At 53.0% G+C, this 16,412-nt stretch carries 14 protein-coding genes; 10 read left to right on the top strand and 4 right to left on the bottom strand.

Features of this window, described 5'->3' with window-relative positions; genetic code table 11:
* Positions 1-70: 70 nt before the first annotated feature.
* From sppA to pncA, 3 genes are all read left to right on the top strand, one after another.
* A complete protein-coding gene (gene sppA, locus B3041_RS07935; RefSeq protein ID WP_292971207.1) occupies positions 71-1,927 on the top strand; it encodes a signal peptide peptidase SppA in 1,857 nt (618 codons plus the stop codon).
* Positions 1,928-2,011: 84 nt separating this feature from the next.
* A complete protein-coding gene (ansA, locus tag B3041_RS07930) occupies positions 2,012-3,025 on the top strand; it encodes an asparaginase (RefSeq protein ID WP_065649170.1) in 1,014 nt (337 codons plus the stop codon).
* A gap of 15 nt (positions 3,026-3,040) precedes the next feature.
* Entirely contained in the window at positions 3,041-3,649 is a 609-nt protein-coding gene (gene pncA, locus B3041_RS07925; RefSeq protein ID WP_065649169.1) for a bifunctional nicotinamidase/pyrazinamidase, read from the top strand.
* 29 nt (positions 3,650-3,678) lie between these two features.
* Here the strand turns inward: pncA and B3041_RS07920 are convergent, their stop codons facing one another.
* Entirely contained in the window at positions 3,679-3,960 is a 282-nt protein-coding gene (locus B3041_RS07920) for a YeaC family protein (RefSeq protein ID WP_065649168.1), read from the bottom strand.
* Position 3,961: 1 nt separating this feature from the next.
* A complete protein-coding gene (gene msrB, locus B3041_RS07915) occupies positions 3,962-4,372 on the bottom strand; it encodes a peptide-methionine (R)-S-oxide reductase MsrB (protein WP_065649167.1) in 411 nt (136 codons plus the stop codon).
* A 338-nt stretch (positions 4,373-4,710) separates the two neighbouring features.
* Here msrB and gapA point away from each other — a divergent pair, with 338 nt between their 5' ends.
* Both gapA and B3041_RS07905 read left to right on the top strand, forming a co-directional pair.
* A complete protein-coding gene (gapA, locus tag B3041_RS07910; protein ID WP_065649166.1) occupies positions 4,711-5,709 on the top strand; it encodes a glyceraldehyde-3-phosphate dehydrogenase in 999 nt (332 codons plus the stop codon).
* A gap of 72 nt (positions 5,710-5,781) precedes the next feature.
* Positions 5,782-6,666, top strand: coding sequence for a D-hexose-6-phosphate mutarotase (locus tag B3041_RS07905; protein ID WP_292971199.1), 885 nt, complete (start codon positions 5,782-5,784; stop codon positions 6,664-6,666).
* Here B3041_RS07905 and B3041_RS07900 read toward each other — a convergent pair.
* Together B3041_RS07900 and B3041_RS07895 are read right to left on the bottom strand one after the other, a co-directional pair.
* Positions 6,663-7,508 (bottom strand): aldo/keto reductase, encoded by an 846-nt coding sequence (locus B3041_RS07900; protein WP_292972406.1) that lies wholly within the window; start codon positions 7,506-7,508, stop codon positions 6,663-6,665. The two genes, B3041_RS07905 and B3041_RS07900, sit on opposite strands and share 4 nt — an antisense overlap.
* Positions 7,509-7,572: 64 nt before the next feature.
* The gene (locus B3041_RS07895) at positions 7,573-8,322 is read right to left on the bottom strand and encodes a MipA/OmpV family protein (RefSeq protein ID WP_065649163.1); all 750 of its coding nucleotides are present in this window, start codon (positions 8,320-8,322) and stop codon (positions 7,573-7,575) included.
* Between the two features lie 680 nt (positions 8,323-9,002).
* On the opposite strand from B3041_RS07895, the gene yeaG reads away from it, so the two are divergent.
* The 5 genes from yeaG to wbaP all read left to right on the top strand — a co-directional run bounded on the left by yeaG (position 9,003) and on the right by wbaP (position 16,412).
* Positions 9,003-10,937, top strand: coding sequence for a protein kinase YeaG (gene yeaG, locus B3041_RS07890; RefSeq protein ID WP_065649162.1), 1,935 nt, complete (start codon positions 9,003-9,005; stop codon positions 10,935-10,937).
* Positions 10,938-11,025: 88 nt separating this feature from the next.
* The gene (locus B3041_RS07885; protein ID WP_292971194.1) at positions 11,026-12,303 is read left to right on the top strand and encodes a YeaH/YhbH family protein; all 1,278 of its coding nucleotides are present in this window, start codon (positions 11,026-11,028) and stop codon (positions 12,301-12,303) included.
* A 227-nt stretch (positions 12,304-12,530) separates the two neighbouring features.
* Positions 12,531-14,258 carry a potassium/proton antiporter gene (locus tag B3041_RS07880; RefSeq protein WP_065649160.1) on the top strand — a complete coding sequence of 576 codons (1,728 nt, stop codon included), beginning with the start codon at positions 12,531-12,533 and terminating at the stop codon, positions 14,256-14,258.
* A 76-nt stretch (positions 14,259-14,334) separates the two neighbouring features.
* Positions 14,335-14,568 (top strand): DUF1480 family protein, encoded by a 234-nt coding sequence (locus tag B3041_RS07875; protein ID WP_065649159.1) that lies wholly within the window; start codon positions 14,335-14,337, stop codon positions 14,566-14,568.
* Between the two features lie 377 nt (positions 14,569-14,945).
* Positions 14,946-16,412 carry an undecaprenyl-phosphate galactose phosphotransferase WbaP gene (wbaP, locus tag B3041_RS07870; protein WP_065649158.1) on the top strand — a complete coding sequence of 489 codons (1,467 nt, stop codon included), beginning with the start codon at positions 14,946-14,948 and terminating at the stop codon, positions 16,410-16,412.

Below are 16,412 nucleotides of genomic sequence, written 5' to 3'. Positions count from 1 at the left end.
TTTAGGATGATGCCGATATCGGGGTACGCGCACCTGCTGCCGGCCCTGGCTACGTGAATATGGAGAGTTTATGCGCACATTGTGGCGAATTATTGCCGGTCTGTTCCGCTGGAGCTGGCGGGTTCTGAATTTTATCCGGGAATTTATCCTTAATCTGTTTCTCATTGTGCTGATTCTGGCCGGTGTCGGCATCTGGCTGCAGCTGTCGAGCGCAGGCAACAGTGAACCGGTCCAGCAGGGCGCGTTAAAAGTCGATCTCAGCGGTATGCTAGTGGATAAACCTTCGGTGAGTAACCGTCTGAGCCGGATCAGCCGCCAGCTGCTGGGCGCAAACAGCGATCGCCTGCAGGAAAACTCCTTGTTTGATGTGGTTGACGCCATTCGCCAGGCGAAAACTGACAGCAATATTACCGGTATCGTTCTGGATCTGCGCGATTTTGCCGGTGGCGATCAGCCTTCCCTGCAGTATGTCGGCAAAGCGCTGCGGGAGTTTCGTGATAGCGGGAAACCGGTCTATGCGCTGGGTGACAGCTACAGTCAGGCGCAATATTACCTGGCCAGCTTCGCCAATAAGATCTGGCTTTCGCCGCAGGGCACGGTTGATCTGCACGGGTTTGCGACCAACGGACTCTATTACAAAACCCTGCTGGAAAAACTGAAGGTGTCATCGCACGTTTTTCGCGTAGGGACTTACAAGTCAGCCGTTGAACCTTTCCTGCGTGACAACATGTCCCCGGATGCGCGTGATGCGGATAGCCGCTGGATCACTCAGCTATGGCAAAACTATCTGAATACGGTGTCGGCCAACCGCCAGATTACGCCAGAGCAGCTCTTTCCCGGCGCGGCAGGCGTTATCAGTGGACTGGAGGCCGTCCAGGGCGACACGGCTAAATATGCGCTGAATAACAAACTGGTGGATGCACTGAGTTCACGCGCAGCCGCCGACCAGGCGCTGGCTAAAACATTTGGCTGGGACAAAGCAAATAACGACTACCGCTATGTCAGCATTTATGACTACCGTCTGAAACAGCCGGCGCAGCAGAAAGGCAACATCGCGGTGATCCTCGCCAGCGGCGCAATCATGGACGGTGAAGAGAGCGCGGGCAACGTTGGCGGTGATACCACAGCCGCACAGATCCGCGAAGCGCGCCTGGATCCTGCAGTTAAAGCTATCGTCCTGCGGGTAAACAGCCCGGGCGGCAGCGTCACCGCATCGGAAACCATTCGTGAAGAGCTCGCCGCCGCGCATGAAGCCGGTAAGCCGGTAGTGGTTTCTATGGGTGGCATGGCCGCATCAGGCGGTTACTGGATTTCAACGCCGGCAGATTACATCATCGCCGCGCCCTCTACTCTGACCGGCTCTATCGGCATCTTTGGTGTCATCAATACGGTAGAAAACAGTCTGGATGCTATTGGCGTGCACACGGACGGCGTAGCCACCTCGCCGCTTGCCGATGTGGCTGCGACCAAAACGCTGCCTGCAGAGGTACAACAGCTGATGCAGCTGACGATTGAGAATGGCTATCGCAATTTTATCGGACTGGTCGCCGCTTCCCGCCACAAGACACCTGAGCAGATTGATGCTATCGCACAGGGTCATGTCTGGACCGGCAGTGACGCCAAAAATAATGGTCTGGTTGATGCGCTGGGTGATTTTGACGACGCCGTCGCCAAAGCAGCCTCTCTGGCCAAAGTAACGCAGCCATCGCTCAACTGGTATCAGGATGAGCCAGGTATGCTCGATCTGTTGCTCAACCAGATGAACGCTTCGGCGCAGGCAGTACTGCCTGACGCGCTGAAAATCTGGCTGCCCGCGCCGGTGCAGGAGGTTGTAAGTGCCATGCAGGCGCAGCCCGGCCTGCTCGGTAAGCTCAACGATCCGCAAAATCGTTACGCCTTTTGTCTGAATTGCGGCAGCGTTCGCTAATTTTACAGCCCGGCCGCTGGTCGGGCTGCTTTTCCCTGCCAATCCCCTTATACTGCGCGTTTTACGGCAAGTCTGAGTACACTCATGCAAAAGAAAAATATCTATGTAGCCTACACGGGCGGTACTATCGGGATGCAGCGCTCCGCGCAGGGCTATGTACCGGTATCAGGCCATCTTCAGCAGCAGCTGGCCAACATGCCTGAGTTCCACCGGCCGGAGATGCCGGATTTTACAATTCACGAATATGCGCCACTTATCGACTCTTCCGATATGACGCCGCAGGACTGGCAGGCGATTGCAGATGATATCCGCCAGAATTATGACGCTTATGACGGTTTTGTTATTCTGCATGGAACCGATACCATGGCTTTCACCGCATCAGCCCTCTCTTTTATGCTGGAAAATCTGGCGAAACCGGTCATCGTTACCGGCTCGCAGATCCCGCTGGCGGAACTGCGCTCTGATGGTCAGCAAAATTTGCTGAATTCCCTTTATGTCGCGGCTAACTATCCGATTAATGAAGTGGCACTGTTTTTCAATAACACGCTGTTCCGCGGCAACCGTACCACAAAAGCGCACGCCGACGGTTTTAACGCTTTCGCCTCACCTAATCTCCCGCCGCTGCTGGAAGCGGGTATTCATATCCGTCGTCTGAATACGCCTCCCGCGCCACAGCAGACAGGCCAGCTGGTGGTTCATCCCATCACACCGCAGCCTATTGGTGTGGTAACCATTTATCCGGGTATTTCTGCAGATGTAGTACGCAACTTCCTGCGCCAGCCGGTTAAAGCGCTGATTTTGCGCTCTTACGGAGTGGGCAATGCGCCGCAAAACGCTGAGTTCCTGCATGAGCTTCAGCAGGCGAGCCAGCGCGGTATCATTGTGGTTAATCTGACGCAGTGCATGTCCGGCAAAGTGAATATGGGCGGCTATGCCACCGGTAATGCGCTGGAGCATGCCGGCGTGATCAGCGGTTTTGATCTTACCGTTGAGGCCACGTTAACAAAACTGCACTATTTATTAAGTCAGGATCTTAGCCCTGAGGAAATTCGTGCCAGAATGCAGCAGAACTTACGTGGCGAACTGACTGAGGATTGAACGGAGCAAAATGATATGAAGCGGGCATTGATAATTATCGATATCCAGAATGACTTTTGCCCCGGCGGGCCGATGGCCGTGCGCGAAGGTGATGAGACCGTAGCGGTGGCAAACCGCTATGCACGTGAGTTTCGCCAGCGCGGCGAATGTGTCGTGGCCCTGCAGGACTGGCATCCGGCCAATCACGGCAGCTTTGCCTCAGTATCCGGCGAGCCTGTCTATACGCTGGGTGAGCTCAACGGGCTGGCGCAGATCTGGTGGCCGGACCACGGTATTGAAAACAGTCCGGGTGCCGATTTCCATCCCGATCTTGATCGCTCACTGATTGACGCCGTATTTCATAAAGGCGGCGATGTCGACGTGGACAGCTACAGCGCCTTTTTTGATAACGGACACCGGCGCAAAACTGAGCTGGATAACTGGCTGCGCGAACGCGACATCACGCATCTGGTTATGCTGGGAATTGCAACCGACTACTGCGTGAAATATAGCGTGCTGGATGCGCTGGAGCTCGGTTATCACGTTCAGGTCGTTAAAGAGGGCTGCCGTGGCGTGAATCTCAGTCCGGAAGACAGTGAGATAGCGCTAACGCAAATGCAGGCGCAGGGTGCGGAAATAATCTGAAGAACAGGCTGGAATACCAGCCTGTTTTCTTAGTGCAGATTGATGCGCGTGACATCCGGCTCAATGCCGAACTCTTCTTTCAATTGCTTTTTAGACTTCGTCACGATATCGCCACCTTTGGCAATGCTCATATGCTGCGGCGACTCGTTATGACGCGCCTGCCACAGCATGACCAGCTGTAAACAGTGCTCGCGTTGCTCCTGCGTTAACGCAACGCCATCAGGCCATTTACCCGTCTCAACTGCGGTTGCCAGTCGTTCATAAATCTCAGGCGTCATCGCATCCAGCATCGCATTCAGTTCCTGATTCATCCTATCCCTCCTGCTGTTTGCCCTGCTCGTCAGTAAAGCTCAGCGAAGCGGAATTAACGCAGTAACGCTCACCGCTGGGCTGCGGCCCATCCGGAAACACATGACCCAGATGCGCGTCACAGCTGCCGCAGCGGATCTCAACCCGATGCATGCCGTGCGAGTCATCTTCCAGGTAACGTATCGCCTCATCGTTGACCGGCTGGTAGAAACTTGGCCAGCCACAGCCCGAATCATATTTGCTCTCTGACAGAAACAGCGGCGCCTGACAGACCAGACAGTGATAAATGCCATCCTGTTTGTTGTGTAACAGCGCGCCGGTAAAGGGTGGCTCCGTACCCCGATGCTGCGTGACGTAACGCTGCATTTCCGACAGCTGGCCGATTTTTGCTTCAGATGCGGTATCTTTTGCCATTTTTGCTTCCAGAGTATCTTTCTGTAGAAATCAGCTACTATTCTAACAAACGGACAACATTGCCCGCCGTTTTTTTTGTGCGAACTTTTCTGCTCTGGCTGCTGCAGCGTGGTTTTGTGATGACGATCACTCTTTGTGACAAACTTCCCTTTTCACACGCTAATCAGCGTAAGATAGACGCGCTGTAAAACAGGTGCGCAAGCGGTTGCATTACAGATTATTCCTGGCATTGGAATTGACCTGTCGCAACAATTGACACGATTCCGCTTGACGCCTGGTAAGGTTTTTGTAATTTTACAGTCAACCTTTTATTCACTAACAAATAGCTGGTGGAATATATGACTATCAAAGTAGGTATCAACGGTTTTGGCCGTATCGGTCGCATCGTTTTCCGTGCTGCTCAGCAGCGTTCAGACATCGAAATCGTTGCGATCAACGACCTGCTCGACGCCGATTACATGGCTTACATGCTGAAATACGATTCTACGCATGGTCGTTTCGACGGCACCGTAGAAGTACAGGATGGCGCGCTGATTGTTAACGGTAAGAAAATCCGTGTTACCGCTGAGAAAGACCCGGCTAACCTGAAGTGGGACGAAGCAGGCGTTGACGTTGTTGCTGAAGCAACCGGGATCTTCCTGACTGACGAAACCGCGCGTAAACATATCTCTGCTGGCGCGAAGAAAGTGGTTCTGACCGGCCCATCTAAAGATGACACCCCGATGTTCGTACGCGGTGCAAACTTTGATAAGTATGCGGGTCAGGATATCGTGTCTAACGCATCCTGCACCACCAACTGCCTGGCACCACTGGCAAAAGTCATCAACGACAAATTCGGTATCGTTGAAGGCCTGATGACCACCGTGCACGCTACCACTGCTACCCAGAAAACTGTGGATGGCCCGTCACACAAAGACTGGCGCGGCGGCCGCGGTGCAGCACAGAACATCATCCCATCTTCTACCGGCGCAGCAAAAGCAGTGGGCAAAGTACTGCCAGAGCTGAACGGCAAACTGACCGGTATGGCTTTCCGTGTACCTACGCCTAACGTCTCTGTGGTTGACCTGACCGTTCGTCTGGAAAAAGCAGCAACTTACAAAGAAATCTGTGAAGCTATCAAAGCAGCTTCAGAAGGCGAAATGAAAGATGTGCTGGGCTATGTTGAAGATGACGTGGTTTCTACAGACTTCAACGGCGAAGTGCTGACCTCAGTGTTTGATGCCAAAGCTGGTATTGCGCTGAATGACAACTTTGTAAAACTGGTTTCCTGGTACGATAACGAAACCGGTTATTCCAACAAGGTTCTCGACCTGATTGCGCTGGTTGCTGCTAAATAAGTAACCAGGCTATACAGATAAGGGTGACTTCGGTCGCCCTTTTTTTTCGACCAGACAAACAGAGGCTGAACGATGCCAAATACGCTTTTTACATTGCCTGTGACTGAGCAAATAACCCCTTATTTGTCTTTGCGTCAGCAGGACGATCTGCCGGTAGTGGTTATCAGTCATCCAAAAGTTCGTGCGGCTATCGCGCTTCAGGGCGCACATCTGCTCGCCTGGCAGCCCAGCGGTCAGCAACCTGTTATCTGGCTGAGTGATAAAAGTGCATTCAGGACAGGTAAAGCGATTCGCGGCGGCGTGCCGATTTGCTGGCCGTGGTTTGGTCCTGCCGGCGAACCGGCGCATGGGTTTGCCCGCACCCAGCCATGGACGCTGACGGCACACGATGAAAATGAAGACGCCGTTATGCTGACATTTACGCTGGAAAGTAACAGCCAGACGAAAAAGCTCTGGCCTCATGATTTTACGCTGCTGGCACGTTTCCGGCTGGCAGAGCAGTGCGAGATCGAACTCGAAGCCTGGGGCGATTTTGAGGCGACAGCTGCACTGCATGCTTATTTCAGCGTGACCGACATTGCCGGCACAGCCGTAAGCGGTCTGGGACATACCTTTATTGATAAAGTGGCAGATAACTCACCGGGCGAAAACAGCGATGGCGTGCAGCGCTATCCGGGGCGAATCGATCGCATTTATACCGCGCCTGACGAATGCAGCGTAATCAAAGATAGCGGCGGCAGCCGGCAGATTGAGGTTTATCACCATTATCAAAGTGACGTTGTCACCTGGAATCCGGGTCCGGAACTCTCCTGCAGCATGGCGGACATGCCAAATGACGGTTATAAAACCATGGTCTGTGTGGAAACGGCGCGCATAAATAAGCCACTGAAAAGCGCGGGCGAAACCCCTGCCCGCCTGGGGACAACCCTGCGCGTGCGCGGCGTTAAACCCGCTTAAACCACATCCAGCGGTACGCGCTGCTGCGGAGCAGGAAAGAGCTGATCGAGTAACGCGAGATCGTCGGCACTGAGCGTAACGTTCAGCGCCGCAGCGTTTTCCTGGACGTGTGCAACGCTTCCCGCTTTAGGGATCGCCATGACGCCGTCATGCCGGATCGCCCAGCTGAGCAGCAGCTGGGCCACGCTAATCTGCTTATGCCGGGCGAGTTCCAGCAGCTGGGCGTTATCAAACAGCGCCTGCCGCAGCCGCCCCGCCTGGGCCAGCGGACAATAGGCCATCACCGGCATCGCGCGCTGCTGGCAGAGCGGCAGCAGCTCATGCTCAATCCCGCGGGATGCGAGATGATACAGCACCTGGTTAGTCGCGCAGGAGAAGCCGCCCTGCTCTTCCCACAGCTCTTCCATATCGTCGCTGTCAAAATTTGAGACGCCCCAGCTGCGTATTTTTCCCTGCGCCACCAGCTTCTCCATACCGCGAATAGTCTCTTCCAGCGGAATATTACCGCGCCAGTGCAGCAGGTAAAGATCGAGATAATCGGTGTTAAGTCGCTGCAGGCTGCGTTCACACGCCCCGGTGATATCAGCTTCACCGGCGTTCCACGGATAGGCTTTTGACACCAGCCAGGCGCTGTCACGCCGCCCCTGCAGCGCCTCACCCACCACTCTCTCAGCTTCCCCGTCGGCGTACATTTCTGCCGTATCTATCACCTGCAAACCGGCCGCAAGCCCCGCCTGCAGCGCCGCGATCTCCTGACCACGCAGCGAGGGGTTTTCCCCCATATACCAGGTGCCCTGCCCGATAGCGGGCAGTGAAGCATCGTTGATCCAGACGTTTTTCATCATCCCTCCTGCGCTGTAGAGCTATAAAAAAACAACGCCTGATATCAGGCGTTGCGAAAGTGCATCAGAAACTGTAACTGAGGCCGGTCCAGAGCGTGACCTGGCCATTTTTATCCACCATCGGGCTATCTTTGATTTCATCATCAAAACGCGTGTAGCGCCCGGAAAAGCTGGCGTTCCAGTTCTGACTAAGCTGGTAGCTGGCATTCAGCTCCACATAAGGCGACCAGCTGTCATCCGGCCGGTATTGTGCAATACCGCTGCGGGCACTCTCATGCGAAGAAACGCCATAGTAGTAACGGTTTTGATTTGCACTGTTCCACAGGGCGCCAATACCGGGTGTCAGGCTGAATGCGCCGAATTCAAAGCGGTACAGATAGGTGAGATCCCAGATGATGCCATTACTGTTATTCAGCACATCACCCAGTAACGCCGTGCGGAGGATCCCCCACTGCGCGACATGGCGGTAGGTGCCGCCCGCCATCAGGGTCATACGACGCTTGTCCAGGGATTTCATGTCGCCAAGATCGTTATCATCCGGGTCATACTGCTGCGGCGAACCGAGCAGCGTCAGTGACAGCTGATTCTGCGGATCTTTCCACAGGTAATAGCCGCCCTGCAGACTGCGAAACCAGAAGTTTTCACCCTCATAGTTAATCACCGGTACGGGCAGATAACGATCCTGTCCGCCACGATAAGGTGATTGAGCATAGATAACAGAGGCGCCCAGCGACAGCGGATCAGCGTGGGCTGCAAATGCGCTCACCAGCGCAGGAGAAAGCAGCATAAATGCAGAAAGTTTAAATGTGTTCACTATGTAGTTTGCCTGTTAAGTCACTCATTGCTTTTGCAGTCTAGCGAATATTTTGCAACGGGGACAATCTGCTGTTAACCGGGTTAATCAGGAAGTGAAAGCGACACAGCGGTACAGTAGCGGGCCAGGCAGGCTGGTGCGGGTAAACAACGCAGCCTCATTGTCGCCGCTGCCCGGTCAGAATTTAGTGGATGACTGGCAGAAATAATCCGTTCAAACATGCAGTTGCAAGCCATCAGGCAGAGAGCGGCTATCCCGCATTCCGGCACGCGTGCGTCACCCTCAGGCTTACTGTTTTGTCACGCCGGCTTAATGTATGCCACCGCTTAACCTGACGCCGTATCCGCCTGGCTGACTAATTCTGCCACTCTTCACATCTTGCAGAAATTTACGCACCGTATGCCGGACAGAGATGTTGGCATCTTTACAGGTCGTGTCCCGTCCTCACAGGCAAATATTTTGCAAAACAAGTTTGAGTTAAAACAATCTGCGGAAATTTGCGCGTTTTTTGAGCGCTAATCGTTTAATCCTGCGCCACTTACTACTTGATCTTTATCCGATACACGCTCATAACAATAGAGAAGCAGAGAGATTTATATCCTTAAAAATGAGAGGTTGGCACCACTGTTTGTAAGGTTACGCTTATTGTTCCCAACAATTCTAACAGGACGGGCATCGCTATGAATATATTCGATCACTATCGTCAGCGTTATGAAGCTGCCAAGGACGAAGAGTTCACACTGCAGGAATTTCTTACTATCTGTAAGCAGGATCGCAGTGCATACGCCAATGCGGCAGAACGACTGTTAACGGCTATTGGTGAGCCCGTTATGGTTGATACCGCTCAGGAGCCACGCCTTTCCCGTATTTTCTCGAATCGTGTCATTGGCCGTTATCCGGCGTTTGAAGAGTTTTACGGTATGGAGGAAGCGATTGAACAGATCGTCTCCTACCTGAAACACGCGGCGCAGGGCCTGGAAGAGAAAAAGCAGATCCTCTATTTACTTGGCCCGGTAGGTGGCGGTAAATCTTCTCTTGCCGAACGTTTAAAAGCGCTGATGCAGCGCGTGCCTATCTATGTACTGAGCGCCGATGGTGAACGCAGTCCGGTTAACGATCATCCGCTCTGTCTCTTTAACCCGCAGGAAGATGCCAATATTCTGGAGAAAGAGTATGGCGTACCGCGGCGCTACCTCGGCACCATTATGTCGCCGTGGGCAGCAAAACGTCTGCATGAATTTGGCGGCGATATTACCCGGTTTAAAGTGGTAAAAGTGTGGCCATCTATTCTGGAGCAGCTGGCTATCGCTAAAACTGAACCTGGTGATGAAAATAACCAGGATATCTCTGCGCTGGTCGGTAAAGTCGATATTCGCAAGCTGGAAAATCATGCGCAAAACGATCCTGACGCCTATGGGTATTCTGGCGCACTCTGCCGTGCAAACCAGGGCATCATGGAATTTGTGGAGATGTTCAAAGCGCCGATCAAGGTGCTGCATCCACTGCTGACCGCTACGCAGGAAGGCAATTACAACGGCACCGAAGGCATTTCTGCGCTGCCCTTCAACGGCATTATTCTGGCGCACTCCAACGAATCGGAGTGGGTTACCTTCCGTAACAACAAGAATAATGAAGCCTTCCTCGACCGTGTTTATATCGTCAAGGTGCCTTACTGCCTGCGCGTATCAGAAGAGATTAAAATTTACGAGAAACTGCTTAACCACAGCGATCTCACCACCGCGCCCTGCGCCCCTGGCACACTTGAAACGCTGGCACGCTTCACGATCCTGTCGCGAATGAAAGAGCCGGAAAACTCCAGCATCTACTCTAAGATGCGGGTTTATGATGGTGAAAGCCTGAAAGATACCGATCCCAAGGCGAAATCCTGGCAGGAGTATCACGATTACGCAGGCGTTGACGAAGGGATGAATGGCCTTTCAACCCGTTTTGCCTTCAAGATTCTGTCGCGCGTGTTCAACTTCGATCACACTGAAGTTGCTGCTAACCCGGTTCATCTCTTTTACGTACTGGAGCAGCAGATTGAACGCGAGCAGTTTCCGCAGGATCAGGCTGAAAAGTATCTGGAGCATCTGAAAGGATATCTAATCCCGAAATATGCTGAGTTCATCGGCAAAGAGATTCAGACGGCCTATCTGGAGTCCTATTCTGAATATGGCCAGAATATCTTTGACCGCTATGTCACTTATGCTGACTTCTGGATTCAGGATCAGGAGTATCGCGATCCGGATACCGGGCAACTGTTTGACCGTGAGTCGCTTAATGCGGAGCTGGAAAAAATCGAAAAGCCGGCCGGTATCAGTAATCCAAAAGATTTCCGTAATGAGATCGTTAACTTTGTGCTTCGCGCCCGGGCGCAAAATAGTGGTCGCAATCCAAACTGGACCAGCTATGAGAAACTGCGCACGGTCATTGAGAAAAAAATGTTCTCCAATACTGAGGAGCTGCTGCCGGTTATCTCGTTTAACACCAAAACGTCTACCGATGAGCAGAAAAAACATGATGATTTTGTCGACCGTATGATGGAGAAAGGCTATACCCGCAAGCAGGTACGTCTGCTCTGCGAATGGTATCTCCGCGTGCGTAAATCGTCATAATCGATCCGTAAGCGCGGCGCCTGGCTCGCCGTTAATCAGGCCGGAGAACCCTTTCCGGCCTGGCTTACACTGCAGTTGAGGGGAAACCATGGCCTATTTTATCGATCGGCGTCTGAACGGTAAAAACAAGAGTGCGGTCAACCGGCAGCGCTTTCTGCGCCGTTATAAGTCGCAAATCAAGCAGTCGATTTCCGAGGCCATCAACAAGCGTTCGGTTACCGACACAGAGAGTGGTGAGTCGGTGTCGATTCCCATTGATGACATCAATGAACCTGTTTTTCATCAGGGCCGCGGCGGCAGCCGCCACCGTGTTCATCCCGGCAACGATCACTTTGTACAGAATGACCGTGTAGAGCGGCCTCAGGGCGGTGCAGGCGGCAGCGGCAGCGGTCAGGGCAACGCCAGTCAGGATGGTGAAGGTCAGGATGAATTTGTCTTTCAGATATCGAAAGATGAATATCTCGATTTGCTGTTTGAAGACCTGGCGCTGCCGAATCTGCGCAAAAATCAGCACCGTCAGCTCAATGAGTTTAAAACGCATCGCGCCGGCTTTACCTCAAACGGCGTCCCGGCCAACATCAGCGTGGTCCGTTCACTGCAAAACTCGCTTGCCCGGCGTACGGCCATGACAGCAGGCAAGCGCCGCATGCTGCATGAGCTGGAAGCGGCTCTGCATGAGGTTGAAACCAGTGAACCTGCACAGCTGCTTGAAGAAGAGAGGCTGCGGCAGGAGATTGCTGACCTGCGGGCGCGTATTGAACGGGTGCCGTTTATCGACACCTTTGATCTGCGCTATAAAAACTTTGAAAAGCGTCCTGAACCCTCGAGTCAGGCAGTGATGTTCTGCCTTATGGATGTGTCCGGCTCTATGGATCAGGCCACGAAAGATATGGCTAAACGGTTTTATATTCTGCTTTATCTGTTTCTGAGCCGCACATATAAAAACGTTGAAGTGGTCTATATCCGTCATCACACGCAGGCTAAAGAGGTAGATGAACAGGAGTTTTTCTACTCGCAGGAAACCGGCGGCACCATTGTTTCCAGTGCGCTGAAACTGATGGATGAGGTGGTTAAAGAGCGCTACGACCCGTCACAGTGGAACATTTACGCAGCGCAGGCGTCGGACGGGGATAACTGGGCAGATGATTCGCCACTGTGCCATGAGATTCTGGCGAAACATATTCTGCCGGTTGTACGCTATTACAGCTATATCGAGATCACCCGGCGCGCGCATCAGACGCTGTGGCGGGAATATGAACATCTGCAGGCCATGTTTGACAATTTTGCGATTCAGCATATTCGTGAGCCTGAAGATATTTATCCGGTATTCCGGGAGCTTTTCCACAAACAGGCTGCTGAGGCCTGAATCACAAGCCGGTCACTGACCGGCTTTTTTATGTCTGATTACGACTTCTTTAACCGCTAAACGCCCCGCTGGTTGCAGGATTTTCCAGTTTAATGTCATCATAGCTCGTATAAACAAAAAACAGGAAATTAAGCGCTGACAAGCCGTTGATAAGGCATTATCTTTTGCACTTATTGGTACGAATTGTTCGTGCCTGTCGGTTTTGGCCCGGTTGCAGGAGAATACTATTGAATACCAGCATGATTTACAGTCTTTTTATCATTGGTTCCGTGCTGGTTGCTGCAAGCATTTTACTGAGCTCGTTTTCCTCACGTCTTGGCATTCCCATTCTGGTGATCTTCCTTGCGCTCGGTATGCTGACCGGCGTGGATGGCATTGGCGGCATCGCTTTTGATAACTATCCGGTGGCCTACCTGGTCTCCAACCTTGCCCTGGCGGTGATTCTGCTGGATGGCGGTATGCGCACTAAAGCCAGCTCGCTGAAAGTTGCGCTCGGCCCGGCGCTGTCGCTGGCAACGATAGGCGTCATGATCACCGCCGGCCTGACCGGTTTAATCGCAGCCTGGCTTTTTAAGCTCGATATGATGCAGGGATTTTTGATTGGCGCCATCATCGGCTCAACGGACGCCGCAGCGGTTTTTTCCCTGCTGGGCGATAAAGGCCTTAATGAACGCGTCAGTTCTACGCTGGAGATTGAATCAGGCAGCAACGACCCGATGGCAGTGTTTCTGACCATCACGCTGATTGATATGATCCAGCAGGGTCAGAGCGGCCTTAGCTGGATGTTTGTGGTACATCTGGTGCAGCAGTTTGGTCTGGGCATTGTCTTTGGCCTCGGCGGTGGCTGGGCGCTGCAGCAGCTGGTTAACCGCATCAGTCTGGCGCAGGGGCTTTATCCGCTGCTGGCGCTTAGCGGTGGCATTATTGTGTTCGCTCTGACCACGGTAATGGAGGGCAGCGGGATCCTCGCGGTCTACTTGTGTGGCTTTTTACTGGGCAACAGCCCTATTCGCAACCGCCACGGTATTCTGCAAACGTTTGATGGCATGGCATGGCTTAGTCAAATCGGCATGTTTATTGTGCTGGGGCTGCTGGTGACGCCCTCCGATTTGTGGCATATCGCTCTGCCGGCCATGATCCTCTCGCTCTGGCTGATTCTGGTCGCCCGCCCGCTTTCGGTGCTGGTCGGGCTGCTGCCTTTTAAAGGGTTTACCGGACGTGAGCGTATTTTTATCAGCTGGGTTGGCCTGCGCGGCGCCGTGCCAATTATTCTTGCCGTGTTTCCGATGATGGCAGGGCTGGAGAACGCCAGACTCTATTTTAATATCGCTTTCTTTGTGGTGCTGGTCTCACTGATGCTGCAGGGAACATCGCTGGGCTACGCAGCAAAACGTGCCAGAGTGGTCGTGCCGCCGCTGGCTTCTCCTGTCAGCCGTATCGGACTTGATATCCATCCGGAAAACCCGTGGGAGCAGTTTATTTACCAGCTGAATGCTGATAAATGGTGTGTAGGTGCCGCGCTGCGCGATCTCAAAATGCCGCGAGAAACGCGCATTGCAGCGCTTTTCCGCGACAACACATTGATGCATCCCAGCGGCGCTACCCGGTTGAAAGAGGGCGATGTGCTGTGCGTGATAGGCCGGGAGCGTGATTTACCGGCGCTGGGCAAAATGTTCAGCCAGACGCCGCCTGTCGCACTTGACCAGCGCTTTTTTGGCGATTTTATTCTCGACGCCGATGCGCGCCTGCGGGATGTGGCGCAGATTTATGGTCTGGAACTGGATAATGAAACAAACGATCAGCAGTCGCTGGGCCAGCTGGTCATGAGCCTGCTCGGCAGCACGCCGGTGGTCGGCGATCAGGTGGAGTGGAAGCAGCTGACGTGGACCGTGGCGGAAAAAGAGGATAACAAAATCATGAAAATCGGCGTACGGGTCAGCGAAGAGCGAGAATAATCCGAGGTTTTAGGGCACCTGAAGCGGTCAGCAGCGACTATGATTTTAGTTATCAGTCAGCAAACGGGAGCAAAAAATGGGAACGGTAGTTAAAATTGGTCGCTATGAAATTGTTGATGCGGAGATGGGAGGCGATAAACCGGATACCGTTTCAATCCCCTGCCAGACCAACCCGGGCCTGAGCTATCAGCTTGATGGCTGGGATCAGGAGACCAGCGTGCCGGCGTGGATCGATGGCGAGCCGGTGGATTTAAAAATTGGTCACTATGACAAAGAACAGGATCGCTGGGTACTTACCCGCCCTGCCTGATATCACCGCACCGTCATACCCCTGCGTATGGCGGTGATTCCTAAAAGTTGCCGAAAAAAAACGCTGTTTTTGCCCGTTTTTTCATCACCAACTGAGTGTTTTCAATAACATAACTGATAGTCCCTCCGCTCAATAATTCCCTTTTAAGAGTAATTCCATATTAACTCTGTCAGATTCCTCTTGCATACTCGTAAACGTTGCTGCTGTTTTCGTGACCTATATCACGTCTTATCCGGCCCTTGCCGTGCAGCGCTTAAGAGATCACCAATGATTATTGTGTTGATAGCAAAGGTTATTTTGCAAGTCAGCCGGTAGTCCTGAGCGCGTACTTGATTCTGGTCAGGCCATCTTTTACTTAAGAAAAGAGAGCGGGTGTTATGGCAAGTACAATTGTAATGAATGACGCAAGCCGTTCGTGGAGCGGCCTGCGAAAAAACCTCATTGCTAAAGTCGCATTAAGTCTGTCCGATCTTATCGCACTTAATCTGGCGCTGTTTTTATCGGCGGCCACCGTCCAGGGCATCTGGGGAGAGCTGGACAGCTTTATTCCGCCGCAGCAGATTGAGTACCGGTTTATTGCGCAGCTTGGCCTCTCGGTACTCTGCACCGCCTGGTTCTGGGTCCGGATGCGACACTACACCTACCGCAAACCTTTCTGGTTTGAGCTTAAAGAGATTATCAGGACGCTGTTTGTATTTTCACTGCTGGATTTAGCGCTGATTGCCTTTTCCAAATGGGATTTCTCACGCATGGTCTGGGTATTCAGCTGGAGCTGGGCACTGCTGCTGCTGCCGCTGATGCGTGCCCTGGTAAAACGGGCAATCAGCCGTGCAGGACAGTGGCAGAAAGAGACCATTATTATTGGCTCAGGCAAAAATGCGCTGGAAGCCTATGCCGCGCTGCAGAGCGAAGAGATTCTGGGCTATAACGTGCAGGCGTTTATCTCACTGGATGATGAAAACAATCCGGCCAAACTCAATGGCGTGCCGGTTATCACCCGTAAAGACATTAACTGGCAGACCATGGATCGCGATAACACGCAGTTTATCGTGGCGACCGAATATGAACAGCAGGCGGTACGCGATCACTGGCTGAAGTTTCTCTCCAAAATGAAATGCCGCTCTATCTCAGTGATCCCGACGCTGCGGGGCGTACCGCTTTACGGTACCGATATGTCTTTTATCTTCAGCCATGAAGTGATGATTCTGCGCGTCAGCAATAATCTGGCCAAGCGCTCATCGCGTTTCCTGAAACGCACCTTTGATATTGTGGTGGCCTCACTGCTGCTGCTGTTTCTTTCTCCGGTATTTGGTCTGCTCTGCTGGATGGTAAAACGCGATGGCGGCAATGCTATTTATGGTCACGAGCGCGTCGGCCAGGATGGAGCAAAGTTCAAATGCCTGAAGTTTCGCTCCATGGTAACAAATTCACAGGACGTCCTGCAGGCGCTGCTGGCAACCAGCGAGGAGGCGCGGGCAGAATGGGATCGTGACTTCAAGCTGAAAAACGATCCGCGTGTTACCCGCATCGGCGGCTTTCTGCGCAAAACCAGCCTTGATGAGCTTCCGCAGCTCTGGAACGTGATCCGCGGAGAGATGAGCCTGGTCGGACCGCGTCCGGTTATCGAAGCTGAACTGGAACGCTATGCCGGTGACGTTGACTACTACCTGATGGCCAAGCCTGGTATGACCGGTTTGTGGCAGGTAAGCGGCCGTAATGATATCGATTATGACACCCGCGTCTATTTTGATTCCTGGTATGTAAAAAACTGGGCGCTGTGGACTGATATTGCCATTCTGTTTAAAACCGCAGGCGTAGTACTGCGTCGCGACGGCGCCTACTGA

This window comes from Pantoea sp. UBA4549, assembly GCF_002387285.1.
GTDB classification, from domain to species: Bacteria; Pseudomonadota; Gammaproteobacteria; order Enterobacterales; family Enterobacteriaceae; genus Pantoea; species Pantoea borealis.
This window is presented reverse-complemented; position numbering and strand designations above follow the sequence as displayed.

Bases quoted from the DNA above. Each gene is read 5' to 3' on its own strand.
- sppA (WP_292971207.1), top strand. From the start codon at position 71: ATGCGCACATTGTGGCGAATTATTGCCGGTCTGTTCCGCTGGAGCTGG.
- ansA (WP_065649170.1), top strand. From the start codon at position 2,012: ATGCAAAAGAAAAATATCTATGTAGCCTACACGGGCGGTACTATCGGG.
- pncA (WP_065649169.1), top strand. From the start codon at position 3,041: ATGAAGCGGGCATTGATAATTATCGATATCCAGAATGACTTTTGCCCC.
- B3041_RS07920 (WP_065649168.1), bottom strand. From the start codon at position 3,960: ATGAATCAGGAACTGAATGCGATGCTGGATGCGATGACGCCTGAGATT.
- msrB (WP_065649167.1), bottom strand. From the start codon at position 4,372: ATGGCAAAAGATACCGCATCTGAAGCAAAAATCGGCCAGCTGTCGGAA.
- gapA (WP_065649166.1), top strand. From the start codon at position 4,711: ATGACTATCAAAGTAGGTATCAACGGTTTTGGCCGTATCGGTCGCATC.
- B3041_RS07905 (WP_292971199.1), top strand. From the start codon at position 5,782: ATGCCAAATACGCTTTTTACATTGCCTGTGACTGAGCAAATAACCCCT.
- B3041_RS07900 (WP_292972406.1), bottom strand. From the start codon at position 7,508: ATGAAAAACGTCTGGATCAACGATGCTTCACTGCCCGCTATCGGGCAG.
- yeaG (WP_065649162.1), top strand. From the start codon at position 9,003: ATGAATATATTCGATCACTATCGTCAGCGTTATGAAGCTGCCAAGGAC.
- B3041_RS07885 (WP_292971194.1), top strand. From the start codon at position 11,026: ATGGCCTATTTTATCGATCGGCGTCTGAACGGTAAAAACAAGAGTGCG.
- B3041_RS07875 (WP_065649159.1), top strand. From the start codon at position 14,335: ATGGGAACGGTAGTTAAAATTGGTCGCTATGAAATTGTTGATGCGGAG.
- wbaP (WP_065649158.1), top strand. From the start codon at position 14,946: ATGGCAAGTACAATTGTAATGAATGACGCAAGCCGTTCGTGGAGCGGC.